General features: G+C 48.5%; 22 protein-coding genes. 11 read left to right on the top strand and 11 right to left on the bottom strand.

Features of this window, described 5'->3' with window-relative positions; genetic code table 11:
- Window positions 1–104: 104 nt before the first annotated feature.
- Entirely contained in the window at window positions 105–941 is an 837-nt protein-coding gene (locus ADU23_RS09535; RefSeq protein WP_053373523.1) for a YitT family protein, read from the bottom strand.
- A 527-nt stretch (window positions 942–1,468) separates the two neighbouring features.
- Complete coding sequence (gene rlmN, locus ADU23_RS09530) at window positions 1,469–2,545, bottom strand: 23S rRNA (adenine(2503)-C(2))-methyltransferase RlmN (protein ID WP_053373522.1); 1,077 nt, start codon at window positions 2,543–2,545, stop codon at window positions 1,469–1,471.
- A gap of 729 nt (window positions 2,546–3,274) precedes the next feature.
- On the opposite strand from rlmN, the gene ADU23_RS09525 reads away from it, so the two are divergent.
- Entirely contained in the window at window positions 3,275–5,338 is a 2,064-nt protein-coding gene (locus tag ADU23_RS09525; RefSeq protein ID WP_053373521.1) for an IPT/TIG domain-containing protein, read from the top strand.
- 81 nt (window positions 5,339–5,419) lie between these two features.
- Here ADU23_RS09525 and ADU23_RS09520 read toward each other — a convergent pair whose 3' ends face one another.
- Window positions 5,420–6,115, bottom strand: coding sequence for a response regulator (locus ADU23_RS09520; RefSeq protein WP_053373520.1), 696 nt, complete (start codon window positions 6,113–6,115; stop codon window positions 5,420–5,422).
- Complete coding sequence (locus ADU23_RS09515; protein WP_053373519.1) at window positions 6,093–7,703, bottom strand: ATP-binding protein; 1,611 nt, start codon at window positions 7,701–7,703, stop codon at window positions 6,093–6,095. Before ADU23_RS09515 ends, ADU23_RS09520 begins: the two co-directional genes overlap by 23 nt.
- A 260-nt stretch (window positions 7,704–7,963) precedes the next feature.
- Between ADU23_RS09515 and ADU23_RS09510 the strand changes: the two genes are divergently transcribed.
- The 5 genes from ADU23_RS09510 to ADU23_RS09490 all read left to right on the top strand — a co-directional run bounded on the left by ADU23_RS09510 (window position 7,964) and on the right by ADU23_RS09490 (window position 12,791).
- A complete protein-coding gene (locus ADU23_RS09510; RefSeq protein WP_053373518.1) occupies window positions 7,964–8,980 on the top strand; it encodes a Bug family tripartite tricarboxylate transporter substrate binding protein in 1,017 nt (338 codons plus the stop codon).
- Window positions 8,981–9,049: 69 nt separating this feature from the next.
- Complete coding sequence (locus ADU23_RS09505) at window positions 9,050–9,505, top strand: tripartite tricarboxylate transporter TctB family protein (RefSeq protein WP_053373517.1); 456 nt, start codon at window positions 9,050–9,052, stop codon at window positions 9,503–9,505.
- A 16-nt stretch (window positions 9,506–9,521) separates the two neighbouring features.
- Window positions 9,522–11,048, top strand: coding sequence for a tripartite tricarboxylate transporter permease (locus ADU23_RS09500; RefSeq protein ID WP_053373516.1), 1,527 nt, complete (start codon window positions 9,522–9,524; stop codon window positions 11,046–11,048).
- 40 nt (window positions 11,049–11,088) lie between these two features.
- Entirely contained in the window at window positions 11,089–12,510 is a 1,422-nt protein-coding gene (locus ADU23_RS09495; RefSeq protein ID WP_053373515.1) for an NAD-dependent malic enzyme, read from the top strand.
- 35 nt (window positions 12,511–12,545) lie between these two features.
- On the top strand, window positions 12,546–12,791 hold the full coding sequence (locus tag ADU23_RS09490; protein ID WP_053373514.1) for an HPr family phosphocarrier protein: 246 nt from the start codon (window positions 12,546–12,548) through the stop codon (window positions 12,789–12,791).
- 75 nt (window positions 12,792–12,866) lie between these two features.
- Here ADU23_RS09490 and ADU23_RS09485 read toward each other — a convergent pair whose 3' ends face one another.
- From ADU23_RS09485 to ADU23_RS09470, 4 genes are all read right to left on the bottom strand, one after another.
- Complete coding sequence (locus ADU23_RS09485; protein WP_053373513.1) at window positions 12,867–14,402, bottom strand: solute symporter family protein; 1,536 nt, start codon at window positions 14,400–14,402, stop codon at window positions 12,867–12,869.
- On the bottom strand, window positions 14,399–14,725 hold the full coding sequence (locus ADU23_RS09480; RefSeq protein WP_053373512.1) for a DUF485 domain-containing protein: 327 nt from the start codon (window positions 14,723–14,725) through the stop codon (window positions 14,399–14,401). The genes ADU23_RS09485 and ADU23_RS09480 overlap by 4 nt, the downstream gene beginning before the upstream one ends.
- Window positions 14,726–14,880: 155 nt before the next feature.
- Window positions 14,881–15,657, bottom strand: a complete 777-nt coding sequence (locus ADU23_RS09475; protein WP_053373511.1) for a LytR/AlgR family response regulator transcription factor — start codon at window positions 15,655–15,657, stop codon at window positions 14,881–14,883.
- Between the two features lie 66 nt (window positions 15,658–15,723).
- Window positions 15,724–16,440, bottom strand: coding sequence for a GntR family transcriptional regulator (locus ADU23_RS09470; protein WP_053373510.1), 717 nt, complete (start codon window positions 16,438–16,440; stop codon window positions 15,724–15,726).
- Between the two features lie 542 nt (window positions 16,441–16,982).
- On the opposite strand from ADU23_RS09470, the gene ADU23_RS09465 reads away from it, so the two are divergent.
- The 5 genes from ADU23_RS09465 (at window position 16,983) to ADU23_RS09445 (ending at window position 22,564) form a co-directional block, all read left to right on the top strand.
- Entirely contained in the window at window positions 16,983–18,341 is a 1,359-nt protein-coding gene (locus ADU23_RS09465; RefSeq protein ID WP_053373509.1) for an ABC transporter substrate-binding protein, read from the top strand.
- A 67-nt stretch (window positions 18,342–18,408) separates the two neighbouring features.
- Window positions 18,409–19,314 carry a carbohydrate ABC transporter permease gene (locus tag ADU23_RS09460; protein WP_053373508.1) on the top strand — a complete coding sequence of 302 codons (906 nt, stop codon included), beginning with the start codon at window positions 18,409–18,411 and terminating at the stop codon, window positions 19,312–19,314.
- Between the two features lie 21 nt (window positions 19,315–19,335).
- Window positions 19,336–20,259, top strand: coding sequence for a carbohydrate ABC transporter permease (locus ADU23_RS09455; RefSeq protein WP_053373507.1), 924 nt, complete (start codon window positions 19,336–19,338; stop codon window positions 20,257–20,259).
- A complete protein-coding gene (locus tag ADU23_RS09450) occupies window positions 20,256–21,245 on the top strand; it encodes an N-acetylglucosamine kinase (RefSeq protein ID WP_053373506.1) in 990 nt (329 codons plus the stop codon). Before ADU23_RS09455 ends, ADU23_RS09450 begins: the two co-directional genes overlap by 4 nt.
- Window positions 21,245–22,564 (top strand): 6-phospho-beta-glucosidase, encoded by a 1,320-nt coding sequence (locus ADU23_RS09445; protein WP_053373505.1) that lies wholly within the window; start codon window positions 21,245–21,247, stop codon window positions 22,562–22,564. The genes ADU23_RS09450 and ADU23_RS09445 overlap by 1 nt, the downstream gene beginning before the upstream one ends.
- 51 nt (window positions 22,565–22,615) lie before the next feature.
- On the opposite strand, the gene rpoN is transcribed toward ADU23_RS09445, so the two are convergent.
- The 3 genes from rpoN to adh all read right to left on the bottom strand — a co-directional run bounded on the left by rpoN (window position 22,616) and on the right by adh (window position 25,946).
- On the bottom strand, window positions 22,616–23,914 hold the full coding sequence (rpoN, locus tag ADU23_RS09440; RefSeq protein WP_053373504.1) for an RNA polymerase factor sigma-54: 1,299 nt from the start codon (window positions 23,912–23,914) through the stop codon (window positions 22,616–22,618).
- 133 nt (window positions 23,915–24,047) lie between these two features.
- Entirely contained in the window at window positions 24,048–24,413 is a 366-nt protein-coding gene (locus ADU23_RS09435) for a DUF779 domain-containing protein (RefSeq protein ID WP_053373503.1), read from the bottom strand.
- Window positions 24,414–24,425: 12 nt separating this feature from the next.
- Entirely contained in the window at window positions 24,426–25,946 is a 1,521-nt protein-coding gene (gene adh / locus ADU23_RS09430) for an aldehyde dehydrogenase (RefSeq protein WP_053373502.1), read from the bottom strand.
- Between the last annotated feature and the right edge of the window lie 33 nt (window positions 25,947–25,979).

Below are 25,979 nucleotides of genomic sequence, written 5' to 3'. Positions count from 1 at the left end.
CAAAGCAATAGACAAAATCGGAAATTCCAGTCATTTTCACGTCAAAAAAAGGCCCCCAGATCACGGAATGATCAAGGAGCCTTAGCTGCAATATACCAATTATGCTATTTTGAAATATCGATAAAGCCTTCGCCAAATACGTCCCGCACGTCGTGAATCGTAATAAAAGCATTTTTATCGACGGCTTTGACGATTTTTTTCAGCTGGCTCAGCTCTTGCTTGCCAATGACAATGTAGAGAATTTCCTTCGGCTTCTGCGTATAATGCCCGCGCCCATAAATGACCGTAACCCCTCGATCCATCACCACCGTTACTTGCTCGGCAATTTTGGCCTGCTCCTCGGAAATGATCGTGACCGCTTTTTTCGGATTAACGCCTTCAATGATGAAATCCATCGTTTTCGTTCCGATATAAAGCATGACGATCGTGAGCATAAGCGCCTCCGCCCCTATAATGAAATAGGAAGAGAATGCGACGATCAAATCAAAAAACAGCAGCGCATAGCTAATGTTCCAGTCCAAAAACTTGTTCGCGATTCTTGCCAAAATCGTTGTGCCTGCAGTCGTCCCGCCAACTCTTATAATAAGGCCGATCCCAATTCCGCCAAATAATCCGCCAAAAATAGCGTTAACCATTCTTTCATCCGATGCGACGTTCCAATCCGCCGTTAAATGAAGAAACAGGGAATGGAACGCGACTGCCGCAATCGTATAGATGACGGCTCTCTTATCCAAGAACCGATAGCCCACGATGAGCAGGAATGAGTTGAAGATCAAGCTCATTAGCCACGGCGCCCACCCGAACACATAATATAAAATAATCGTTATCCCGGTTACGCCGCCTTCGCCAAGCTCGTTCGGAATAACAAATAAATTGATTGATAATGCAAAAACAAATGCCCCTAACATAATCATAAGCATATCCAGCGAAATCTTCTTCATCTTCAAACACCCTTCTTAACAATAAATGTAACTTTCAGCAAATCCATCTTATCAGATAATGTATGGAAGCAGAAGGCTATCACGTTAACGCAAAAAAGGGGCTGTTCAAAAGGACTAAACTCGCTAGGCCATGAGGTCGGTGGAGTAAAGGAGATTTTCAGCGGACAGAGAATCCTTTATTTTTCTAATTCAGCGATATTTGTGGCGTTCGCGGACTCAGGTTCCGCTAATCACTCAGAAAACCCAATATTGACCTCGTTTAAATGGAGATAACGGATCTACTGTCCGCCTATTACGACAAAATGGTCAAAACGCAAATATAACGGAACTACAGTCCTCTCATTATCTGACACAAAACAGTAATTCTGAATAAGAAGGTCTCAAATATCAATTAAAAAAGCCTCCAACCACACCTTGAAAGTGGAGTTGGAGGCTTAGCTTTCTTATGATCCGCACTTCAAAGGCGGACAAAAGAAACCATGATAAGGCTTTGGAACAGACTCTTTGTAGACTAAAGCTTACCGAGTTTAGCCGATTTGAAGCTCCTTGGATTTTTTGATCTGCTTGCTTCTCAGCTGTCCGCAAGCCGCATCAATATCCGTACCGTGCTCTAGACGCACGCTGCAGCTGACGCCTTGCTTCTTCAGCGTATCATAGAAAGCCCGTACCGTTTCGCGGTCGGTTCTTTGATATTGGCTATGCTCATCCACCGGATTGTACGGAATAAGGTTCACGTTAGCCAGACTGCGCCGATCGCCAATCAGCTCTGCAAGCTCCAAAGCATGCTCCCGCTGATCGTTAACATCCTTGAGCAAAATATATTCGAGCGTAATTCTCCGATTGGTCTTCTCCAAATAATAATCGATCGATTCCATTAATTTCTCGATGGGGATCGCCCGGTTGATTTTCATAATTCGCGTTCTCAGCTCATTGTTCGGCGCATGAAGGGAAACCGCAAGGTTAACCTGCAAGTCGGAGTCCGCGAACTCTTCGATTTTTTTGGCAAGGCCGCTGGTCGATACCGTAATGTGTCTAGCCGCGATAGCAAGACCCTTCTGACTCTTGATAATGCTGATAAAGTCGGACAGGTTCTCGAAATTATCAAACGGCTCGCCGATGCCCATGACGACAACGTGGCTGACCTGCTCGCCCTGCTGCGCTTGGTCCAGATGAATCTGCACCTTCATAATCTGCTCGACAATTTCGCCGCCGCTTAAGTCGCGGCTCTTGGCAAGCAAGCCGCTCGCGCAGAAGCTGCAGCCAATGTTGCAGCCAACCTGGGTGGTGACGCAAACCGACAAACCAAATTTATGTCTCATCAATACCGTCTCAATTAAATTGCCATCACTCAGCTTGAACAAAAACTTATTGGTTCCGTCCGCTGATTGCTGCCTAGTATGCTCGCTAAGCGTCTGAATGACAAAATGCTCGGACAGCAATTGAATGCACTCTTCCTTCACATCGATCATATCCGCAAAGGCCGTTACCCGCTTCCGGTACAGCCAATCCCATACCTGAGATGCCCTGAATTTCGTATATCCATGCATGATCAACCATTCCGTCAGTTGATCAAACGTTAATCCATAAATGGATGCTTTATTCATGTCTTACCCTCTTTTCAAAACTTCAATATGCAATGCTGCTCTGCCTAACCAGCCGAAACAAACAATCTGCTTATTATTGTCCCAAAATTGCATCATTAAAACAAGGGGAGATAGGCAGTTATTTAGCCAATACGCCAAAAAGACGGCTAATAACGGTAGATCAGTCGCCTTCTATCGGATATCGTTTATTGCTTCGTCAAATTCAGCTCTAGCCGCACCGTCAGATCGTTCTCGGTTTCCAGTACGACGGTATGCGGATTTTCCATGCCAAAACCAGAAAAATGCATGGCGGATGTCCCAGATCGGCTAAGACTGAACGACAGAGAAAGAAAGCGTAAACGAAGCGGTGCTGCTGCCCTTTAGCCCTCCCGCTTAAATAGAAGCGTCAAGGACCGGATGCGCGTACTTGGCGCTATTTGTATTTGCCGATGTGTATATTTTCAACATGATAAAGTTGATTTTCTGACGTTTACGAAAGCGCTTTCGATTGCTATACTTTGGATGAAATTAACAAATATAAGGCGGACCGCGAAGAGGCGAAACGATTTAACGTATACTTGAATGCGCTTACAAAAGAGGGACAAACCCTTCTGTTGTAATACATACTTCAAGCGAAGAGGAGGGGATTTATATTTAAAGCGGCATGATCGAGCGAGGATAATGATAGGCTCCGTATCCGGCTATCTTCTTCACGATTCACAACCATTCATTTAAGGAGTGACTATAAACATGTTAACTTCATTCAAAAAAAGCTATGCGCTCGTTTTATTAGCTTTCATTATGGTTGTACAGATTACTTTGCTTCCGGCCGGCCGTGCGGAGGCTGCAGCGGATTACGCGCTTGCTTCCGACCGGGCATACGCTTGGCTGAAGGCGCAGCAGGATTTAACCGCAGGTTTTAGCGTTGACGGAATGGTAGACAGCTTCGATGATTGGTGGAATGCGAACGACCGCGTTCAAATCGTTTATACTTACGACCAAGCCGTTGCGGCCATTGCATTCATGCTGAAAAATGACCGCGTGCGCGCAGAGAAAGTTTTGAACAAGATGGCTCAGTTCCAAGATCCGGACGGCTCCTGGATTAATTCGTATTGGTGGAACGGCGCAGGCGAGGAAATCCGGAAGCATGTAGGGCCGGTCGCTTGGATGGCAATGGCCTATATGGCGTATGAGAAAAAGTACGGCTCCACCACCTACCAGCCTAATGTAAAAAAGTCGCTCGATTGGATCGTCTCTTTCCAGAAGGCAAACGGCGGCATCTCCGGAGGCACGACGACATGGGATGTGCCAGGTGCGGTGACAAACGAAGTATGGACTTCAACGGAGCATAACCAGGACGTATACAATTTGCTGAAGTATTACGCGAACATTTTCCCGGACCGTACGACTACTTACAATAATGCAGCGACAGGCGTGAAAACGTTCCTAGATAACGTGGTATGGAATGATACGCTCAAGCGCTGGAACGGCGGCTGGAAAAACGATACGAACCTGCTCGATCCGTCTGTTCCAATGGACGTCAACCCTTGGGGCGTGCTCGCACTGGGCTTGTCGGGCACTCGGGATTATAAGCAATCCCTTGCCTACGTAGACAACGCAAACGGAACAGGCACGACTTCAAGTCCAAAATACGTGCAGACGCTGACTTATGACGATGCAGGCAACCTGATGACGGCTTACGATTTCGACTGGCAATATGACTGCGCGGCGGCAACAACCCAGACGGGAGCGCCAAACGGACAGAAATGCGCAGATATTTGGCTCGAAGGGTCCGCCTTCATGTCAACGGCACATTTTATGAACGGCAATACGGCCAAAGCGGATTCCATTCTAGACGAGATGATCAAGAAGCAAGGAACAAGCGGCACGCTGCTTGGCGGCTTGCCATACTCGCTTAAAGGCTCCAACAACAGCTACTGGAAAATGAGCCAGCAAAACTGCGTTTCCAGCACCGGCTGGCTTATCATTGCGATTGCCCGCTTCAATCCGTTTACGGGCAATGCATTAACAGGCGGCGGTGGCGGAGTCGTATCGCCAAGCATTGGCAGCCTTAGCCCAGCGGCAGGAGCGGCTGGCTCGAGCGTGACGATCACAGGCACTAACTTTGGCGCAACAAAAGGAGCTTCTACTGTAAAATTCGGCTCAGCAACAGCGGCGACAACGGCTTGGTCCGCGACTTCCATTACCGCGACTGTTCCTGCTGGACTTGCCGCAGGCGCAGCTAACGTCACGGTTACCGTTAACGGCACGGCCAGCAATGCTGCTGCTTTCACCGTCACGACCGGCTCTGGAGGCATTTCATCCAACGTGCTATATGTCCGCTCGGGCGCTGCTCTAAGCTTTACCGCTGGCACAGGTACGGCAAGTGACGCCATTACGGGCGCAGGCGGCACGAATCATGATGGAACGCCGGCTAATGAGCGGACTTACACGATCAGCGGCATCAACGGAACCTACGACTCTTCCAAGTCGACCGCATTCGATTTGTTTGTAGATGCTGGCACTGCAGTAGGCAGCGGCGTGCAAGTGCAGGTCATTTATGACTTCAACGGCAACGGAACCTCGCTGCGCACCGAGACTTATAACTATTTTGCGACCAATCCCGTAACCGACTGGGAGACTTATACGCAAACGAATGGAATCAAGACGGCATCCGGCTCATTCGCCAACATGGCGAACGGCAAAATTACGATTAAAGTATGGAACGCCATTGGCAATGGCGGCTCGACCCTTCGAGTAGATGCATCAACAGCGAATGGACAGCAGTCCAAGATCAGCATTCCGTTTCATTAATCCAAATCAAAAGCAGCCTTCGTCCCTGCGGATGTTGGCTGCTTTTGATTTGCCTGCTCTTCGGCTCTCCGCCTCGGGCTATCAAGGCTGCTGCGTTCTCTGATACACCCGCTCCGGCCTTCCTACCGTTCCATAGGAGATATCGGCGACCATTTCCCCCTTGCCGACAAAATATTCCAAGTAACGCCTCGCGGTCGTACGGCTAAAACCGGCTCTCTTGCCAAGCTCCTCCGCCGTCAGCACCTCCGGGCAATTTTGAATAATAGCAAGAATCTTCTCGCTCGTTATTTTATCAATCCCTTTAGGAAGATACGTCTCCTTGTCGCCTCTGTCATTCGAGCTCCACAGCAGCTGATCAATCCCTTCTTGATCCACCTGTTTGTTTGCCCCTCCGAGCAGCTGCATCTGCTGATGGTATCTCTGGTAGGTCTTCAGCTTCTCTTGGAACCTCTCAAAGACGACCGGCTTAATCATGAAATCGTACACGCCCCCGCGAATGGCTTCACGCACCGTATCAAATTCCTTCGCTGCCGTAATGATAATGACGTCGGTTAACGGATTTTTCCGTTGGATATGCTGCAGCAGCTCAAGCCCGTTCATATCAGGAAAATAGAGATCCAGCAGCACGAGATCCGGCTCCAAAATGTCTAGATGGTCATTCGCCTGCTGTTTGTCCGTAGCAATGCCAACCACCTCGAAACCCTCGATCTTTTCTACGAAACGGCAGTTAATTTGCGCAATGCGAAGATCATCCTCAATGATGAGCACTCGTATCATAGCTATCTCCCCTTATCTTTGGAATCACAACAGCAAACGTGACGCCTCCCTCTGGGCGGTTGCGGAAGCTGATCGAGCCTCCTAGCTGCTGCACCGCCTGCTGCACGTTCGATAAACCAAACCCACGATTCTCCTGCTTCTTTGTGGAGAATCCCATCTCGAAGAGGCGGCCCGCGTTCTCTTCCGATATGCCGAGTCCGCTGTCCGAAATCTCGATGGCTAGATCAAGGCCGGTATCACTTAGTAACACCGTAATTTGTTTAACTGGAGCGCTGGACTCAAGCACGGAATCAAACGCGTTATCAATGAGATTGCCGATAACTGTAACCAGCTGATTGCGGCTAATGGCACTAGGAATCGCTTTAAACGTACTTCTCCGATCAATTTCAAGATTGACCTTCAGCTCGTTCGCGCGATTGAATTTGCCGATAAGAATTCCGCCTATGATCGGATCTGGAATTTCGTGAAGCAGGAAGTGAATCAAGTTCTGATGCACATCCGTTTCATGCGTAATAAGGTCCATAGCCTCCTGATACGATTCCAGCTGGATGAGCCCGTAGATCGTATAGAGCTTATTGGAGTACTCATGCGACTGTGCACGAAGCGCCTCGGTATATCGCTTCACTTGCGTCAGCTCCTCCGTTAAGCGAAGCAGCTCGGATTTATTGCGGAAGCTGGACACCGCCCCAACGACCTGCTGCTGATGATTGTAAATCGGCAGACGATTCACCACGACAAGGCTTTCGTTAATGACCATTTCCTGGTCTCGCTCCGCCTGGCCGGATTTGATGACCTCCAGCAGCCTAGATCCCGGAATGACTTCCTGGACATGGCGCCCGGTAATTTCCATCGTTTCATTTGGATCAATGAGCATTAGTGCCGTGTGATTGACAAGCGTAACGGTGCCTTCCGTATTTACGGCAATAATGCCCTCGTGAATGGTCTCCAGAATAGCACGCTTCTCCTGATACAGCATGCCGATCTCCTTTGGCTCCAGCCCATGAATGGACCGTTTCACGCTATTGGCTATCGCAATCGCCCCGCCGCAGCCTACCATTAGCGCTATGGCGGCAAATAAGATCATCTCATTCCGGTACGCTTGTGCCGAAGCTTCTATATCCTTGACTAGAATTCCCACCGATACGATTCCTATGATCTGGTTGTGATCGTCATAGATCGGCGTCTTCCCCCGCAATGAGGGTCCCATTGATCCGACCGCCTTGGAAATAATCGATTCGCCTTGCAGCACTGGGCCGTTGTCCCCTCCGACCATTTCCTTTCCGATTCGATCCGGTATAGGATGCGCATAACGGATGCCTTCCCGGTTCCCAATGACGATGTATTCAGCATCCGTCTCCATCCGTATTTTCTCCACGATCGGTTGAATGGTCGCTGACGGGTTCGCATCATCAAACGCATCCCCTATGACATCCATTAACGCTACCGTCTTTGCTATTTTCAAGGCCGAGGAGCCTACGCTCTTCTCCAAGTTATTGACGAGCATCCTCTCGAAGCTGAAGGTCAATGCGATAATAATGATGAATAATAAGCTGCCAATCAGCAAAATCAGCCTCGTTTGTAATCGCATACATTTTCCTCCTTGCAAAGACATTTCTCTAAGCGATGCGGCACTGTCTTTATTGTAAGCTACAAGCCTGATGGAATATAGACCTTAGTGTCCCATCTGCCCGTAATTTATATGAACAAAATTAACAAAATAATTGTTTTAGAGCTTATATCGTTATTCTGTTCAAGCGAAATACGCGATGCTAATATGAATGCATAGCTCAGGTAAGCGCTTTCATAATCCATCAGGCGTACCTGTTTGACTCCAAAGGAGGAATAGGAATGAACTTGAAATCTACGCATTTGAAAACGATACTCGCTGCCGCGCTCGTTGCGGTCAGCCTTACAGCCTGCTCATCAACTGGCGGGGGCGCAAGCTCCGCTGATTACCCGAAAAAACCTTTTATAATCACCGCCCCTTCCGGAGCCGGCGGCGGTTGGGACAAGACAGCAAGGTCTTTAGCCAAGGTGCTTGGCGAGACCAAGCTGATCGAACAGACGATGACCGTAGAGAACAAGCCCGGCGGCGGCGGCACCGTATTTCTCGGAGAATACGTAGCTAAGGACAGCGATGACCCTTACAAGCTTTTCGTTAGCTCGCCTCCCCTTCTCATCAACAATCTCAAAAAAGAAGGAAACAGCCCTTATGGATACAAGGATGTTACCCCTTTAGCGCAAATCACCAAAGATTTTGGCGCCATCGCGGTTAACGCCAGCTCCAAATACAAGGATCTCGGGGCGCTAATTGCCGATATCAAGGCAGATCCAACAAAGGTTACGCTTGCGGGCGGCTCTGCCCCGGGCTCCATGGACCATTTGATCAGCGTGCTGCCAGCCTTTAAATCAGGCGTTGATCCTAAAACGGTAAAATACCTGTCCTATGACGGCGGCGGCGAGGCCATTGCCGCATTGCTCGGCAACAACGCCGATGCGATCGGCACCGATATTTCCTCGCTCGGCAGCTATTTGAAAGCCGGTAAAATCAAAATCCTTGCTGTTACTTCCAGTGAGCGGTTGGGCGGCGACTTTAAAGATATTCCTACACTAAAGGAGCTGGGGCTCGACGCGGAATTCACGATCTGGCGCGGCGTATTTGGGCCAAAAGATATGACGAAGGAGCAGGCTGCATTTTGGGATGAAAAGCTAAAAGCGCTTTCCGAGAATGAAACCTGGCAGAAGGAACTGACAGCGAATGATTGGGCGAGCGAATACAAAAATGCCGCCGATTTCAAAACGTTCCTGGATGAGCAAGAAGGGGATGTTCAAGAGCTGCTGACCGCTCTCGGCATGCAAAAGTAATCGACTAAATAAGGGAGGAAGGAAATTCTTCCTCTCTTTCCTTTACTTCATCCTAGGAGGTGCACGACATTGAACAAAGTTTTCGATCGTTATGTAAGCATAATCTTTCTGCTCCTTGGAATCGGTTTTATGTGGAAAAGCACAGAAATTAGCGCAGCCGCCTACGGAAGCACGGTAGGCCCCAATATATTTCCCTTTGCGCTTGGGGGGCTGCTGGTCATTCTAAGCCTGCGGTTATTCTACGAAGTATTGAAGGCCAAAGGCCCTGGCAAAAGAGAAGCGAAGCTCGACTACAAACGATTTTTAATTATTTTTGCTGCTGCATTCCTATATGCCTTTTTCTTAGAATCCATCGGCTATATTATTGGGACGTTCCTCTTCCTGTTAATTAGCTTTCAAGTGCTTGAACGAGGGAAATGGCTCAAATCGATCTTGATCTCCGGATTATTTTCCGTAGGCATCTATGTCATCTTTGTCGTCGTCTTGGAGGGCTCCATGCCGGGCTTTCCATCATGGCTATCGTGAATTCGGAGGTGGATGAATGGAAACATTACAATTACTAGGGAATGGCTTTGCTACCGCCTTTCAGTGGCATAACCTGTTGTTCGCGCTCGTAGGCGTCTTAATTGGAACGGCCGTCGGCGTCCTTCCCGGAATTGGTCCGATGAGCGGCGTTGCCCTGCTTATTCCGGTTACCGCGTCACTCACCGGCGGACTGGCGCCCGAAGCGGCGGCGACCAGCTCGATTATCCTTCTCGCAGGCGTTTACTACGGTGCGATGTATGGCGGGTCTACGACCTCAATCCTGCTCAATACGCCAGGCGAATCATCGTCCGTCGTCACCACTTTGGACGGCTATCAGATGGCGAAGCAGGGCAGAGCCGGCTCTGCCTTATCGATTGCCGCTATCGGTTCCTTTGTGGCGGGCGTATTTGCCGTCATCGCACTGATCGTGCTGGCTGAGCCGCTATCTAACGTTGCAATTAAGTTCGGCCCTGCCGACTATTTCTCCTTAATGCTGCTTGGCCTATGCGCGGTCAGCGGCCTCGCCGGCAAATCGATTACGAAAGCGTTGATTATGACAGTGCTTGGCTTGCTGCTCGCAACGATTGGCATGGACACCGTATCTGGAGTCGCACGGTTTACGTTTGGCATGCCGCTGCTTTATTCGGGGCTTGAATTTCTCACGATTGCGGTAGGCTTGTTTGCTCTCGGCGAGGTGTTCAAGACCATTCTGGAAAATGATTACGCCTCAGGCACGATCGCTAAGATTGGGCGGGTGCTTCCAACCAAACAAGATTTAAAGGAAAGCGCCGGACCAATCGCCCGCGGCTCAGCATTAGGCTTCTTCATTGGCATTCTGCCTGGTGCAGGCGCCACCTTGGCTTCATTCTTCAGCTACATTATGGAGAAGAAGCTAAGCAAAAACCCAGAGTCCTTCGGCAAAGGCAATATCGCTGGCGTCGCTGCTCCAGAATCGGCGAACAACGCAGCTTCGGGCGGAGCCATGATCCCTTTGCTTACGCTAGGTATCCCGGGCTCAGGCACAACTGCGATCCTTATGGGTGCTTTAATTATGTACAACATTCAGCCGGGCCCTTTGTTATTCGAAGAGCATCCTCAAGTCGTATGGGGACTGATTGCCAGCATGCTGGTCGGAAACCTGCTTCTGCTGATTCTGAACATGCCGCTTGTGAAGGTGTTTGCCAAAATCATTCAAACGCCCGCAAAATATTTGATTCCGATCATTATCGCGATTTCAATCTTTGGCGTATATGCCGTTCAGGCTCAGATCTTCGATCTGATGCTGCTCCTTGGCTGCGGCGTCGCAGGCTTCCTACTTGCTCGGAATGATTACCCGCTTGCTCCGCTTGTCCTTGGCCTCGTGCTAGGACCGATGATTGAGAACAATATGCGCAGAGCGCTGACGACTTCAAATGGCGATTTTATGATTTTTGTGCAGAAGCCGCTTTCGCTCGTCTTTCTAATCATTGCGGCGCTTTGGATTCTGATTCCTATCTTCCTCAAGAAAAAAGGGAAAGAAGTTGTGCTCAACGAAGAGGGCTAGCAGCCCTCTTCAATAAATAATCGCTCAGATGGAGGCTGCCATGGATCACAACAGGCACGGAGGGAAAAGCATTATCGTAAGACTCGAAATGAACACGAGTGAGGTGCATTTCGGTCAAGTCGCATCGTCCATATTCGAAGCCGGCGGAGATATCGTGGCCATCGACGTCATTCAGACCAGCCAAACGGTCTCCGTCCGTGATATTACGATAGCCGTAACCGACACGGTCGACATCGATATTATTACAGACCGTATTAAAGATATGAGCGGAGTGCGGCTGGTCAATCTCTCCGATCGAACATTTCTGCTCCATCTTGGCGGCAAGATCGAAACCAAGCTGAAGACGCCGATTCAGAACCGTGACGATTTATCTCGGGTATACACGCCAGATGTAGCGCGCGTGTGCATGGCCATTCATGACGAGCCTAGAAAAGCGTTTACGCTGACGATCAAAAGAAACACCGTTGCCGTCATATCGGATGGCAGCGCCGTCTTGGGGCTTGGCAATATAGGTCCCTATGCCGCCATGCCGGTAATGGAGGGCAAATCGATGCTGTTCAAGCAGCTGGCAGACGTCGATTCCTTCCCTATCTGCTTGGATACACAGAATACCGAGCAAATTATCGCGATTATTAAAGCTATCGCTCCAGGCTTCGGCGGCATTAACCTCGAAGACATCTCATCGCCTAGATGCTTTGAGATCGAGCATAGGCTGCGCGAAGAATTGGACATCCCTGTCTTCCACGATGATCAGCATGGCACGGCAGTCGTGCTCTACGCCGCTCTTATCAACGCCTTAAAAATCGTGAATAAATCCATCCATGAGATTAAGGTCGTCGTATGCGGAATCGGCGCAGCAGGAATTGCCTGCAGCAAAATTTTATTATCGGCAGGTGTCAAAGACATTATTGGGGTTGATCGTCAGGGTGCTATCGTGTCGGGAACCGACTACGACAACAAAATGTGGCAGTGGTACGCCGAGCATACAAACCCTAATCGGGTGCAAGGCTCTTTGCAAGATGTGATTTACGGAGCTGACGTCTTCATAGGCCTTTCCTCGGGCGGACTGCTTAGCCGGGAGGAAGTAATGTCGATGGCGGACAATCCTATCGTATTTGCAATGGCAAATCCAACGCCGGAGATTAGGCCTGACCAGGTCGAGGATATCGTCGCAGTCATTGCCACCGGCCGCTCCGATTACCCGAACCAGATTAATAATGTGCTTTGTTTCCCCGGCATCTTCCGCGGCGCTTTGGATTGCAGAGCGACTACGATCAACGAGGAGATGAAGCTTGCTGCCGCTGAGGCGATTGCCTCCGCGATAACGGATGAAGAAAGAAGCCGCCACTATATTATACCGAGCGTCTTTAACCAAAATGTCGTAAAGGCGATCCGCGACCTCGTCATTCAAGCTGCCATTAAGACCGGCGTTGCGCGAAGAATACCGCGTGAGTATAGATGATCCGCAGATTATAAAGTATGAACGGAGGTTATCCTATGAGCTCTGGCATTCGTGCAATCGTCTATATTAATCAAATTGCGGCCGGCTATAAATCCAGCATCGTGCTCTGCGTCAGCGAAAAGAAATTCATTGATGTCAAAAGCATTCTAGGCCTAAGCTTCACCTTGTATCTCAATCAAAAATACAAGCTGGAAATTCATGGCCCAGACGAGGAAGAGGCCAAGCTTGCCATGGTTGAAGCCTTCAAGAAACATCATCTTGATGTCGAGGTTAACGAATAAGAGGTTGGTCAAACAAAACAGCGGCGCTTCTACCCATCAGGAGAGAAGCGCCGCTATTTTGTTTGACCCGTTCGGTTAAGACAGCTCTCGAATGCCCGTATTCGCTTTCACTAAAATCTCATCATACTTAGCATCCTCCCGCTTGGCGGACACTAACGTTCCAATGATCGCGCCCAGAAAACCGAGCGGAATCGAGATAATGCCTGGATTCGTCAGATCGATTAGCGGATCGCCGACTAAAATCGCTTTACCAGCTACAGGATTCCATACATTCGGGCTGATCGCCACCAAAATAATGGCGCTAAACAATCCGGTCAACATGCCCGTAATCGCACCAGCCGTATTAAATCTTCTCCAGAAGACGGTGAATATCAGTACCGGCAGGTTCGCGCTCGCAGCTACTGCAAACGCCAATGCCACAAGGAACGCCACATTCATCTTCTGTGCAGTCAAAGCTAAAAGGATAGAAAGGATCGCAACGCCGATGGAAGCTAATCTTGCCATGCGGACTTGATCCTTCTCCTTCACATTTCCTTTTTTAATAATATGGCTGTAGAAGTCATGTGCAAACGCGGATGCCGCCGAGAGAACGAGGCCGGCAACGACAGCCAGAATGGTGGCGAAAGCAACCGCTGAAATAAACGCAAACAGGAACTCGCCGCCTAATGCTTTGGCTAGCAGCGGAGCAGCCATGTTGCCCGCGGCATTCACCTCCACAATAGCAGCCTCGCCTACGAATGCCGCCGCGCCAAACCCGAGAAACAGCGTCATCACGTAGAACAAGCCGATAATCCAAGTCGCAACGACAACGGATTTCCTTGCCGTTGGCGCGTCTTTTACCGTGAAAAAACGAATTAAAATATGGGGCAATCCCGCAGTTCCCAGAACAAGCGCGATATTGAGCGAAATCGTATCCAAGCTATTTTTGAATTTATTGCCCGGGTTCAAGAAAGCTTCCTTGAGCGGCGTCGAGGTGCGCATCTCATTGAACATATGGCCGATATTAAAATCGAATTTGGCAAAAACGATCATGGAAATAATAAACGTACCGCCTACGAGAAGCACGCATTTAATAATCTGCACCCAGCTGGTTGCCGTCATGCCGCCAAAGACGACATAGATCGTCATGAGCACGCCAACGATAAGCACGGCCGCGGTATAGCTAAGCCCCGGAATCAAAAGCTTAATAAGCGCGCCTGCGCCAACCAACTGAGCAATCATATAGAAGATGGAAATGACAATCGAATTTAATGCCGCCACCCCGCGAATCTTCTTGTTATTGAACCGCTCCGCAATCATGTCTGCCATCGTATATTTGCCCAAATTCCGCAGCGGCTCGGCTACGAGATACAGAACGACCAAATAAGCAACGAGAAACCCGATGCTATAGAAAAAACCGTCAAATCCGAACAGCGCGACCATCCCGGCAATGCCTAGAAAGGATGCTGCGGACATGTAGTCTCCGGCAATCGCCAGTCCATTTTGCCAGCCGGTCAAACCGCCTCCAGCCGTATAAAACTCGCTTGCTGTTTTCGTTTTTTTGGATGCGAAATAGGTGATAACGAGCGTACCAAGCACGATGACTAGAAACAACAGGAATGCCGTATTCATAGGTCAGCCGCCTTTCCGTCTTGGTGGACTTCACTCTTGATTTGGTCGCATATTTTGTCAAACTCAACAGACTTCCTGCTATAGAGAGAGCATAAGACCCAAGTCATAATAAACTGGGCAAACGCAAACACCCATGCCCAAGAAATCGAGCCAACTGCAGGCTTATTCAGCACTTCAAAATAAGACGTTAAGATGGGAAGGGTAAAATAAAATGCGAGAAAAAAAACGGTGATTGGCAAAATAAATCTTTTTTTCTTAGCCATCAGCTTGACGAATAGCTCAGATCGGGCGATGTCGCTGTAATTTTGTTTGCCCTTGTCCAATGTATTCCCTCCCTATTTTAGGTAAATCTGTTTTTGTAAGCACTTAAATTATAGCGCGACTCTTTTATTTGCATGAAAAATTGGCGTGAAATGTCGAAATCCACGCCCTAAATACAAAAAAACAGTCCTGAACGGACTGTTTCTCCTTGATGATGTCAATGACCTTGCAATAACTGAAGCATATCTTTAATTTCATTTCGGGATACAGGAATTTTGATCTGCTCATGAAACTTGAGCACCGCGTTGTAGGCACCATTAAACCAAGGCTCGATCTCCATAATGAAATTCAGGTTCACCAAATAGCTGCGATGCGGCCTGAAAAAAGCGGGACCAAGACGATAGGCCAGTTCATGCAGCGTTTGCTTGGAGGTATAGGACTTGCCGCCCGTCGTATAGATGCGGGTAAATTTTTCCTCTTTCACCGCATAGACGATGGTCTCGACATCAAGCACGGTGATTCGGTCATGGGCATCAACGAGGAGCCGGCTATGGATAAAACGCTCTCTCCCTTTCGCTTGAACGGATGCATCTATCACACAATCGTTCTCCGCTTGTACGTTCGTACCCGGCTTTCTCTCGCGGATTCTGGATATTGTCTGCCGCAATCGATCTTCCCCGTAAGGCTTAAGCAGATAATCAACCGCTCCGACCTCGAAAGCCTCTAGCGCATGTTGATCACATGCTGACGTAAACACGAGGAACGGATAGAAATCCAAATCATGAAGCAGGCGTGCCGTTTGAAAGCCGTTTATCCCGGACATTTCGACGTCGAGAAACAGGGCATCCGGCTTAAAATCCCGCACGAGCTTAACCGTCTCCATACCGGTTGATGCAGGTGGAAGCAGCTCGATATCCAGCTCCTTGGACAGCAGGTCTATGAGCTTTTCCCTAGCCAAATGCTCATCTGCCGCTATCAGGACCCGAAGTTTCATGCCGCACCTCCCCTGTTCTCCTTGTGATCTAATGATACATTCGAAAAAACGTGCAGCAGATAACTATTATAGTTTGCGCTCGAACGTAAATTTAGCCCGATCTCCTCTAAAAATTTCATGGGAATATTCGACTGGTATATTGCCCGTTGAATAAGTAACCGTATTTAGCAGAAGGCTTGGCGCTCCAATGGGAGCGCTTAAATGTTTACCGATCGCTTCGTCGATTAAGATGGGCTCAATCGACTCCACGCAATGGGATAATTGAATAGAAAATTTTTCTCTCATCAGGGCGTATAGCGAGCCTGAACACTCTTCTTTAGTGAGCCCCGGTGTGACCTTCCAAGGAATATAGGTAATGGAAAATAATAAGGGCAGCCCGTCTGCATAACGGATTCTCTCTAGCCTGAACACCGGATCATTCTCCGCGATATCCAACTTTTTTATTAACCGCTTGTCCGCAGAAACTACGGTGAGGTCAACTACTTTGGTATCTATCTGTTGGCCGCGTCCCTTTAAATGCTCATTAAAGCTGCGGTAAGGGGCGACGGATTGTTCTATTTTAGGCAAAGAAACAAAGGTTCCCTTCCCTTGAATTTGATAAATATGGCCTTCCAGCTTAAGCTGGCTTAGCGCTTGTCTGATCGTCGTGCGGCTTACGCCAAACTTCTCGCATAAATCCGATTCTGTCGGAAACTGCTCCCCCGGCGTGTACTTTCCCTCATCGATCATATCAAGCAGCTTTTCTTTAACTGTATAATAAAGTGCAATGCCATCCTTTTTCATGTTTTACATTAACCTCCGAATATGAAATTACATCTATCATCATAACACGTAATTTGTTATAACAACAATATAAGCCTTATAGAATGCGCCTTTTCCATGGAAATGAGCACCGTTTTTTTGTGCAACTTTAAAAAATTCAGTTATTCATGTTAAGTAATATGACAATTCATAATAAATTAAAAAAGACACCGTTTTCATTATCTACTAAAATTTATAAATGTTATGATAGTTGACACATTTTTTGAATCATACTATACTCGGTTTATGAAAGCGGCAAACATTCGTGAAGTTGTATCTGAATTTGTTACTATAACAATATGAATTACAGAAATTCATATTGGAATAACCGATCAGAGAGAAACAAATTCCATGGAGAATAAAGGAAATGTAATGGATGCACTTCAAATTTGTTATAACAACAAAATGAATTAATGAAATTCGTATTACATTGAGAGGGGGGATACGCGCAGTTGTAGCCTAATTTTGATCTTTTCTTCATTTTTTATCTATCTAGGGGAATCCTAACTTTCGGAGGTGTACGTATGAAGAAGAAATGGAAAGCGTTGATGGTTGCTACACTATGTTTGGTACTGCTTGCTGGTTGCAGCGGCGCACCCGGAGCGCCCGCTCAAAACAATAACAAAAATAATGGCGGTGAAGCGCAAGCTTCGGACAAGTTGGATTGGAGCAAAACTAGCGACCCTTCTTTGAAGGGCCAAGAAATTAACGTGCTATGGGCTGTATCTAAAGGCGCAGAAAGCCCGCGCGTCGATATGGTGAAGAAATTTACAGAGAAGACGGGCATCAAAGTAAACATTATGGGTGTTGATTACAACTCCTTATATTCCAAAATTACCGTATCCGCATTGTCGAACTCCGCCGATCTCGATGTCGTGGAGATGGACACCATCTGGGCAGGCCAATTTCTTGAAGGCAACTTGGCAGAGGACTTAACAGATATCATTCCTCAAGATGTCAAAAGCCAATTTACGCCATCATCCTTAAGCTCAGTAACCTATAACGGCCGTCTTGCTGCGATTCCTTGGTATTCCGGAACGAAGCATTTCTACTGGAACAAAGAGCTTTTGGCTAAAGCCGGCATTACGCAAGCTCCAAAAACTTGGGATGAATTCCGTGAAGCTTCGAAAAAACTTACCGGTAACGGCATTTATGCATCCGGCTGGTCTTGGAAGCAATCCGAAGCGCTAATTACGGATTACGTCAGCTTGACCTATGCTTTTGGCGGCAAATTTTTCGACGAAAACGGCAAGCCTTCCTTTAACAAGGGCGGTGCTCTAGATGCCCTTAAATACATGGTCGAAATTCTTAATACCGACAAAACCGTTGACCCTGCTAGCTTGCAATGGTCAGAGGAAGATGTAACGCGCGCATTCTCTGCCGGCAAACTGGCTATGATCAGCTCGTGGGAAGGCCGCTACCCGGATTTGAACGATCCAGCCAAATCCAATGTAGTCGACAAAACGGATGTTGGTCTAATGCCTGGCCAAGGGGATGTCGTTTCCTCCGCGGTTACGGGTTCGGAAGGTCTAGCTTTGATGAAGAGCAGCAAGCACAAACAAGCGGCTCTTGCTTTCTTGAAGTGGATTGGAGAAAGAGAATATCAACTGGACGAGTATGTCATCGAAGGCCAATATCCGGTTCTTCAAAGCCTGTACACCGATCCAGAGCTTCTAGCAGCGGATAAAACAAACACCATCAAGAAGATTTCCGAGCAGTACAACTACGGACATGACCGTCCGAATGCGCCAGGATATGTTCACTGGTCCGATATTTTATCTGCCGATCTGCATCAAGCGCTGCTCGGTCAAAAAACACCGGAAGAAGCTTTAAACGACGCTTCGGAGAAAATTGAGAAAGCCATTGCAGAATCTACAAAATGATAAACGGAATTCGACGGTTAGCTCTCGGAGCGAGAGCTAACCGCAGTGTTCTTTAGAGGGAGGACCTATGAATAAATCCATCGGCAGCAAAAGACGACTATTAAACCATGACCGCAAAAATATGCTATTGGCGCTTTTATTCATTTTGCCCACTGCTTATTTACTAATAAAAACATTCGTTGTACCGGTGTACGACACGATCATTTGGAGCTTCTATCATTACAATCTGATGGATGGCTCTACTTCGTATTATGTTGGATTTAAAAACTATTTGGACGTTCTCAAAAGCGCAGACTTCCAAATTTCGATGAACCGCACGCTAGTTTTCACCGTATTATCCGTTTCATTAGAGCTGTTTTTCGGCTTCGTCAGCGCGCTGCTGCTGAACCAAACTTTTAAGGGAAGATCGTTTTTTAGAGCAATCATCATTATTCCTTGGGCACTGCTTACGCTCGTTAACGGTCTAACTTGGCAGTGGATCTTGAACCCTGGGTATGGCGCTTTAACGGTCCTATTGCACAAATTGCATTTGCTTGCCCCTGATGTAAATCCGGTATGGCTCGCAGATCCAAGTCATTTGGTTTATTTCGTTGTCCTTGCGGATGCTTGGAAGATGACACCTTTCATAACCATTATCCTGCTTGCAGGTTTACAGGCGATCTCTTCCGATCTCTATGAAGCTTCCATGCTCGATGGCGCTAACTTTTGGAAAAAAATATTTCATATCACCCTCCCGCAGCTCGCTCCTTCTATTATGATGGCACTTGTCCTGCGGACGATGGGCGCTTTCAAAGTGTACGATGTGCTGACCGTCTTCACCGGAGACGCGACAACATCCGTCTCTTATTTAACCTTTAACAATGCGTTTCGCTATTTCTTTCTCGGGAAGGCATCTGCCATGGCGTGGATGACAGCAATCGTCATACTGTTACTGGCTATCCTCTATATGCGTCTGCTTAACAAAAAAGAATAACAACTTCGCGGAGGTGAAAACATGCACTCGAAAAAAAATAAATGGAATCAGATGTTCAAAGCGGCCAGCACCGATTTATTTCCGCCCTTTTATTTGTGGGTAGGCGTCATTTTGCTCGCTATATTTACCTTAGTTCCTTTTCTTTACCTGTTCTTATCATCGTTATCTCTGGAAGTCGAACTGATTAACGGTCATCTTATTCCACACTCGCCAACACTCAAAAACTATATCGGCCTGCTTACAGGCAGCAATGCTGTCATGTTCCTCAGCGCGTTAAAGAACAGCATCGTCGTGTCGGTACTGGTCACTTTAATCTCGATATTTGTAGGTGTCTTTGCGGCGTACGCATTTTCCCGTATTAAATTCCCTTTTCGCAAAACGGGATTGTTTGTTGTACTCGCCGTGCAAATCATGCCTTCGATTAGCATTATTACACCTTTATACATCCTGATTAGAGACGGGATCACGCTCGATATTCCGTTTACAGGAATCGTCTTGTTCCAGACGCCGCCACTGCTCGATTCGGTATGGGCTTTGATTTTCTCGTATACATCATTCAGCTTGCCATATGTCGTATGGCTTCTTGCCGGGTATTTCCAAACGATACCGAAGGAGCTGGAAGAAGCTTCGTACGTGGACGGATGCAACCGTTTTAGAACGATGTTCCGCATTATTTTGCCATTATCCATGCCCGGCATAGCAGCTACCGCTATTTTTGCCTTCTTGAATGCATGGGATGAATTTCTGTTTGCGAATGCGTTCACCCAAACGTACGCTTCCAAAACGCTGCCTATCATGGTAGCCGAGTTTGTAGGCAAGCACAGCATCGACTGGGGCTCCATGACTGCCGGCGGTTTCCTTGCTTCGCTGCCACCGGTTATTATCTCACTCTTCCTGTATAAATACATTATTGGCGGAGTCATGGCTGGCGGGGTAAAAGAATGACGATCAACAGCTACATTATTGGCATCGATGGCGGAGGCTCTAAAACCTATGCCGTTATCGTTGATGCAAATGGCGATAAAATCAGCAGCGGAGTAGCCGGACCAAGCAACCATCAAACCATAGGCATAGACAAAGCTTTAGCAAATATTAACGATTCGATCGATCAGGCGCTGCAAGCAGCCGGGTTATCGCATGCCGATATTGCTTTTGCGCAGTACGGACTGGCTGGACTCGACCGAGAGCAAGATTACCAGATTGTCCGGCCTGCTTTATCCCATATTCCATTCGCACGCTGGAACATCGTATCCGACACGTTTGAAGGACTTCGGACGGGGAGCCCCAGCAATATCGGCGTTGTGCTCATTTGCGGCACCGGCTCTAATGCCGCCGGAAGAAATGAAGCCGGCGAAACGGTGCAAGTAGGCGGGATCGGTTATTTGTATGGGGATAATCTCGGAGCAAATTATATGGCAACGACGATGTTCCGCGCGGCAGTCAGGTCCTGGGAGGGCCGTGAAATCCCTTCGGTTCTGCCAGAGAAGCTGCTGCAATATTTCGGCTTCCCTACAATGGGAGCGCTCATTAATGACTTTCTCGATCGGGAAATCCAATATATTCGCGAAGGCAAATTGACCATCTCATTGCATGAAGCCGCCCGCGAAGGAGATGCGCTCGCTATCCGCCTGCTGAAGGAAGCAGGAAATGAGCTAGGTATAACGGCAAATACGGTTATTCGCAGGCTCGGCGGGTTTAAAGGAATAACGGTTCCTATCGTGCTCGTCGGAAGCGTCCTACAGAAGGGACGCAGCCCTTATCTTCTAAATGAATTACGTAGAGTGCTAGAGCTTGAGAATCCAAACGTAGAATTAATCATTCCTGAGCTCGCACCGGTATATGGCGCGATATTACTGGCAATGGATCATTTAGAGATTCCAGCCACAGAAGAAACGATACAGAAATTCAACGCAAACGGAGGATATGAATGATGAGAGAACCACATTTGAAAATAGCGGTAATTGGCGGAGGATCTTCGTATACGCCGGAGCTGATCGAGGGCTTTATCAAACGTTATCATGAATTGCCGGTTAAGGATTTGTATTTGGTCGATATTGAAGCAGGACGGGAGAAGCTCGAAATCGTAGGCAGTCTAGCAAAACGCATGCTGGAGAAAGCGAACGTCCCTATTAACCTTCATCTCACGTTTGATAGACGCGAGGCCATCCGTGATGCCGACTTCGTAACGACTCAAATGCGGGTAGGGCTGCTGGAGGCACGCGGCCGTGATGAGCGGATTCCGCTTAAATACAATTGCATCGGCCAGGAAACGACCGGCGCTGGCGGCTTCGCCAAAGGGCTGCGGACCATTCCTGTTATTCTGGACATCTGCAAAGACATCGAGGAGCTTGCGCCTAACGCGCTACTGGTCAACTTCACCAATCCAGCCGGCATGGTAACAGAGGCGGTGTTGAAGTACTCCAAGGTCCGTACAATGGGACTTTGCAATCTTCCAATTGAAACGAAAATGCAAATCGCTAATCTAATGGGTGTAGATGTATCCAGCATCGATATTGAAATGGTCGGCATTAACCATCTGAACTGGACGACCAAAATTTTAGTAGACGGCGTGGACAGAACGGCTGAAATTTTGTTCCAAGCTTCCGGCGATTCCAAGTTTACGATGCAAAATATTCCCGGCTTCTCGTGGAGCCCTGAGTTTATCCAATCGCTGGGTGCGCTGCCTTGCGGCTATCACCGCTACTTCTATATGAAAGAACAAATGCTGAAGAAGCAGCTTGAGGAAGTCCAAACCAAAGGAACTCGCGCGGAGATTGTGAAGCAGGTAGAAACCGAGCTGTTCGAGCTGTACAAAGATCCGAACCTTGCCGTTAAGCCCAAACAATTGGAGCTGCGCGGCGGCGCATATTATTCGGAAGCCGCTCTTAATTTGATATCTTCTATCTACAACAATAAGAAAGATTGCCAGATTGTAAATGTAAGAAACAACGGTACGATTCCAAGCCTCCCAGATGATGCATCCATTGAGGTAAACTGCGTCATTGGCTCCGAAGGCGCAAAACCGATTCAGCTTACCACACCAATGAACCCAAAAATACGCGGCCTTCTGCAAATTGTAAAAGCGTATGAGGAGCTTGCCATCGAGGCAGCTGTTAAAGGCGACTATAATGCTGCTCTGCAAGCACTGACTATCCATCCGCTCGTTGGGTCAGTCGATCTTGCAAAGCCTATGCTTGATGATATCCTAGAACAAAACCGTGCGTTTTTGCCCCAATTCAACAGATCATAATAAGAAAGGGCGCAGGCTCCTGTCGAATCACATGACAAGAGCGTGCGCCCTTTACTTAAGTGATCTTTTCCTCCAAGCAGAGGTCATGATGTTCATTTGCTCTCTATATTTGGTTACCGTTCGACGCGAGATCAGCAGCCCCTCGCCTGCAAGAAGCGCAACGATCCGTTGATCCGATAAGGGCGACTCCCGCTTCTCCGCAGCGATAAGCGCACGGATTCGCTCCTTCATATAAATAGCTGAGACCATCGATCCATCCGCATGATGAATAGAAGAGGCAAAAAAATATTTAAGCTCGTACAATCCCCACGGCGTTCGAATATACTTATGGCTTATGGCACGGCTGACCGTCGATTCATGGATGCGCAGCGCTTCGGCAACTTGCTTCATCGTCATAGGCCGAATATGAAGGATGCCATTCCTGCAGAACTCCGCCTGCATTTCAAACATAACGCCGGCGGCTCTTAGCAGCGTCGCCTTTCTTCGTTCGATGCTGTCGGTAAGCCCTTTCGCTGCCTGCCAGTGCCCGGTCAAATAGCGGTGAACGTCCTTTGAAGGATTTTGCTCCAGCATGCTAAGGTAAGAATGATTTAAAGTGATGGTCGGAAGAGAGGATCGTTCAAGAATCACCTCGTATTTCCCTTCCAGCTGCCTAAGCGCAAGATCAGGCATGATATACTGGGGCTTTTCTCTGCTGTACAAGGCTCCCGGCTTCGGATTAAGCGTGCTTATGACCGTTATTGCTGCTTTAATGTCCGCTAGTTCTGTTTCGTATTTATCCGCTAGCTGCTTCAGCTTTCCTTGCCCGATGCTGACGAGGTCATGCTGGACAAGGCTGTATACCAAAAGGCTGCTCTCCTGCTGCTGCCGCAATTGGAGGACCAGGCACTCTGCTAATGTTGATGCCCCCACGCCATATGGCTCTAGGCTCTGAATTAGGCTCACAGCGTCACATACCTGTGCTAAAGGAATGCCTTTCATTGCCGAAAGCTCTTCTTTGCTGTGCAGAAGATAACCCTTGTCATCCAAATTTCCGATGATCCAGCTGCATAAAGAAAGAGCCGTCCGGTCAAGCTTCATGCAAGCTAGCTGTTCAAGCAATACCGATTCTAAGGTCGCATCGCCAGAAAGGTCGACATTTTGCCACCAGTCTGGTTGAGCGCCTCCTGCATAATGACTTAAGGGTGTTTCCTTCGCCGGCTGCAGCTCGATAAAAGGATTATCAACCGCTTGCTGCTTGATGTACTCGTTTAATTCCAAGGCGGACATATGCAGAATTTCCATAGACTGCCGCATTTGCGGAGTAAGCTGCAACTTCTGCTGCTGTTGAGCAGCCAATGAGATTTCCATATACGTCCCCCCTCATTTTTGCAAACGCTTACTAAATAGTATATTCGCTAATTCACTTCCGTAGCCACAGCAAAATAAACCCTGCTCTCTTCGATGAGGAAGAAAGCAGGGCTTGCATGAGCGGAATAAGCGCTTATAGACCCAGCGCAGCCCGCTCCTCCTCGGTGAACAGCCTTGAGCGGGTCAGAAAACGCCGCCCTTCCGGACCCTCCAGCGAGAACATCCCGCCTCTTCCGGGCACCACGTCGATGATGAGCTGCGTGTTTTTCCAATAATCGTATTGCGCTTTGCTCATATAGAAAGGGGCATCGCCTATTTCCCCCAGCCGGACATCGCTGTCACCGATCAGAAACTCCCCCTGCGCGTAACACATTGGAGAGCTGCCATCGCAGCAGCCGCCTGATTGATGGAACATGACGGGGCCATGCATGCCCTTCAACCGTTCAATGAGCTCAAGCGCGACATCGGTAGCGATAACCTTGCTTACTTCCGCCGTCATCGAATGAGCCGCTTAGAAGAAGCCAAGTGCGTCGGGGCTGTAGCTGACAAGCAGGTTTTTGGTTTGCTGATAATGCGAAAGCATCATTTTGTGATTCTCGCGCCCAATACCCGATGTTTTGTAGCCCCCGAACGCCGCATGCGCAGGATAAGCATGGTAGCAGTTCGTCCATACACGGCCGGCTTGAATGCCGCGGCCCATTCGGTAAGCCGTATTCATGTCGCGCGTCCATACGCCGGAGCCAAGCCCATAAAGCGTATCGTTGGCGATCGCCAGCGCTTCCTCCTGATCCTTAAAGGTCGTAACGGAGAGAACAGGGCCAAAGATCTCCTCTTGGAAAATCCTCATGTTATTATGGCCTTTCAGCACGGTTGGCTGAATATAGTAGCCATCTGCAATGTCGCCCTCCATCGCCGCGCGATTGCCGCCAATGAGGCACTCGGCGCCTTCCTGCGCGCCGATGTCGATATAGCTCATTATTTTCTCCACCTGCTCGGTGGAGGCCTGCGCTCCAATCATCGTATCCGTGTCCAGCGGATTCCCCTGCTTAATTGATGCGACCCGCTTCAAAGCTCTTTCCATAAACGAATCATAAATCGATTCCTGAATAAGTGCGCGCGACGGGCTAGTACATACTTCCCCTTGATTGAGCGCAAACATCGCAAACCCTTCGAGCGCTTTATTAAAGAAGGCGTCATCGCGCGCGGTTACGTCCTCAAAGAAAATATTCGGCGACTTGCCGCCCAGCTCCAAGGTAACAGGGATGAGATTTTGCGAAGCATACTGCATAATTAAGCGGCCCGTCGTCGTCTCCCCGGTAAAGGCGATTTTGGCAATCCGGCTGCTTGAAGCAAGCGGCTTGCCCGCTTCAAGCCCGAAGCCGTTAACGATATTCAGAACGCCCGGCGGCAGCAGGTCTTGGATAAGCTCCATTAGCACCATGATGGATGCCGGCGTCTGCTCCGCGGGCTTCAGAACGATTGCGTTGCCGGCAGCAAGCGCCGGAGCAAGCTTCCATGTCGCCATAAGCAGCGGAAAGTTCCAAGGTATAATCTGACCGACGACGCCCAGCGGCTCATTAAAATGATAAGCGACCATATTGTCATCCAATTGGCTGAGCGAGCCCTCTTGCGCGCGGATGCTTCCTGCAAAATAGCGGAAGTGATCGATCGCGAGCGGCAGATCGGCTGCAAGCGTCTCCCGTACCGGCTTGCCGTTATCCCATGTCTCGGCAACCGCCAGCATCTCTAAATTCGCTTCCATGCGATCGGCAATTTTATTTAAAATAACGGCGCGCTCCGCAACCGACGTGCGGCCCCATGCCTCCTTCGCAGCATGCGCTGCGTCCAATGCCAGCTCGATATCCTCTGAGGTCGAACGCGGCACCTCGCAAAAAACGCGGTTATTTACAGGCGACGGATTGTCGAAGTATTGGCCCTGAACGGGCGCAGTCCACTGTCCGCCGATAAAGTTTTCATACCGTTTTTTAAATGTAACCTTTGATCCGTTTTGTCCAGGTTGTGCATAAATCATCTAGCTCAGCCTCCTTAAAATGGATTACATGAA

The organism is Paenibacillus sp. FJAT-27812 (assembly GCF_001273905.1).
Classification (GTDB): domain Bacteria; phylum Bacillota; class Bacilli; order Paenibacillales; family Paenibacillaceae; genus Pristimantibacillus.
Note: the sequence above shows the minus strand (reverse complement) of the source record. Positions and strands in the feature narration are given on the sequence as shown.

Bases quoted from the DNA above. Each gene is read 5' to 3' on its own strand.
- ADU23_RS09535 (WP_053373523.1), bottom strand. From the start codon at position 941: ATGAAGAAGATTTCGCTGGATATGCTTATGATTATGTTAGGGGCATTT.
- rlmN (WP_053373522.1), bottom strand. From the start codon at position 2,545: ATGAATAAAGCATCCATTTATGGATTAACGTTTGATCAACTGACGGAA.
- ADU23_RS09525 (WP_053373521.1), top strand. From the start codon at position 3,275: ATGTTAACTTCATTCAAAAAAAGCTATGCGCTCGTTTTATTAGCTTTC.
- ADU23_RS09520 (WP_053373520.1), bottom strand. From the start codon at position 6,115: ATGATACGAGTGCTCATCATTGAGGATGATCTTCGCATTGCGCAAATT.
- ADU23_RS09515 (WP_053373519.1), bottom strand. From the start codon at position 7,703: ATGCGATTACAAACGAGGCTGATTTTGCTGATTGGCAGCTTATTATTC.
- ADU23_RS09510 (WP_053373518.1), top strand. From the start codon at position 7,964: ATGAACTTGAAATCTACGCATTTGAAAACGATACTCGCTGCCGCGCTC.
- ADU23_RS09500 (WP_053373516.1), top strand. From the start codon at position 9,522: ATGGAAACATTACAATTACTAGGGAATGGCTTTGCTACCGCCTTTCAG.
- ADU23_RS09495 (WP_053373515.1), top strand. From the start codon at position 11,089: ATGGATCACAACAGGCACGGAGGGAAAAGCATTATCGTAAGACTCGAA.
- ADU23_RS09490 (WP_053373514.1), top strand. From the start codon at position 12,546: ATGAGCTCTGGCATTCGTGCAATCGTCTATATTAATCAAATTGCGGCC.
- ADU23_RS09485 (WP_053373513.1), bottom strand. From the start codon at position 14,402: ATGAATACGGCATTCCTGTTGTTTCTAGTCATCGTGCTTGGTACGCTC.
- ADU23_RS09475 (WP_053373511.1), bottom strand. From the start codon at position 15,657: ATGAAACTTCGGGTCCTGATAGCGGCAGATGAGCATTTGGCTAGGGAA.
- ADU23_RS09470 (WP_053373510.1), bottom strand. From the start codon at position 16,440: ATGAAAAAGGATGGCATTGCACTTTATTATACAGTTAAAGAAAAGCTG.
- ADU23_RS09465 (WP_053373509.1), top strand. From the start codon at position 16,983: ATGAAGAAGAAATGGAAAGCGTTGATGGTTGCTACACTATGTTTGGTA.
- ADU23_RS09460 (WP_053373508.1), top strand. From the start codon at position 18,409: ATGAATAAATCCATCGGCAGCAAAAGACGACTATTAAACCATGACCGC.
- ADU23_RS09455 (WP_053373507.1), top strand. From the start codon at position 19,336: ATGCACTCGAAAAAAAATAAATGGAATCAGATGTTCAAAGCGGCCAGC.
- ADU23_RS09450 (WP_053373506.1), top strand. From the start codon at position 20,256: ATGACGATCAACAGCTACATTATTGGCATCGATGGCGGAGGCTCTAAA.
- ADU23_RS09445 (WP_053373505.1), top strand. From the start codon at position 21,245: ATGAGAGAACCACATTTGAAAATAGCGGTAATTGGCGGAGGATCTTCG.
- rpoN (WP_053373504.1), bottom strand. From the start codon at position 23,914: ATGGAAATCTCATTGGCTGCTCAACAGCAGCAGAAGTTGCAGCTTACT.
- ADU23_RS09435 (WP_053373503.1), bottom strand. From the start codon at position 24,413: ATGACGGCGGAAGTAAGCAAGGTTATCGCTACCGATGTCGCGCTTGAG.
- adh (WP_053373502.1), bottom strand. From the start codon at position 25,946: ATGATTTATGCACAACCTGGACAAAACGGATCAAAGGTTACATTTAAA.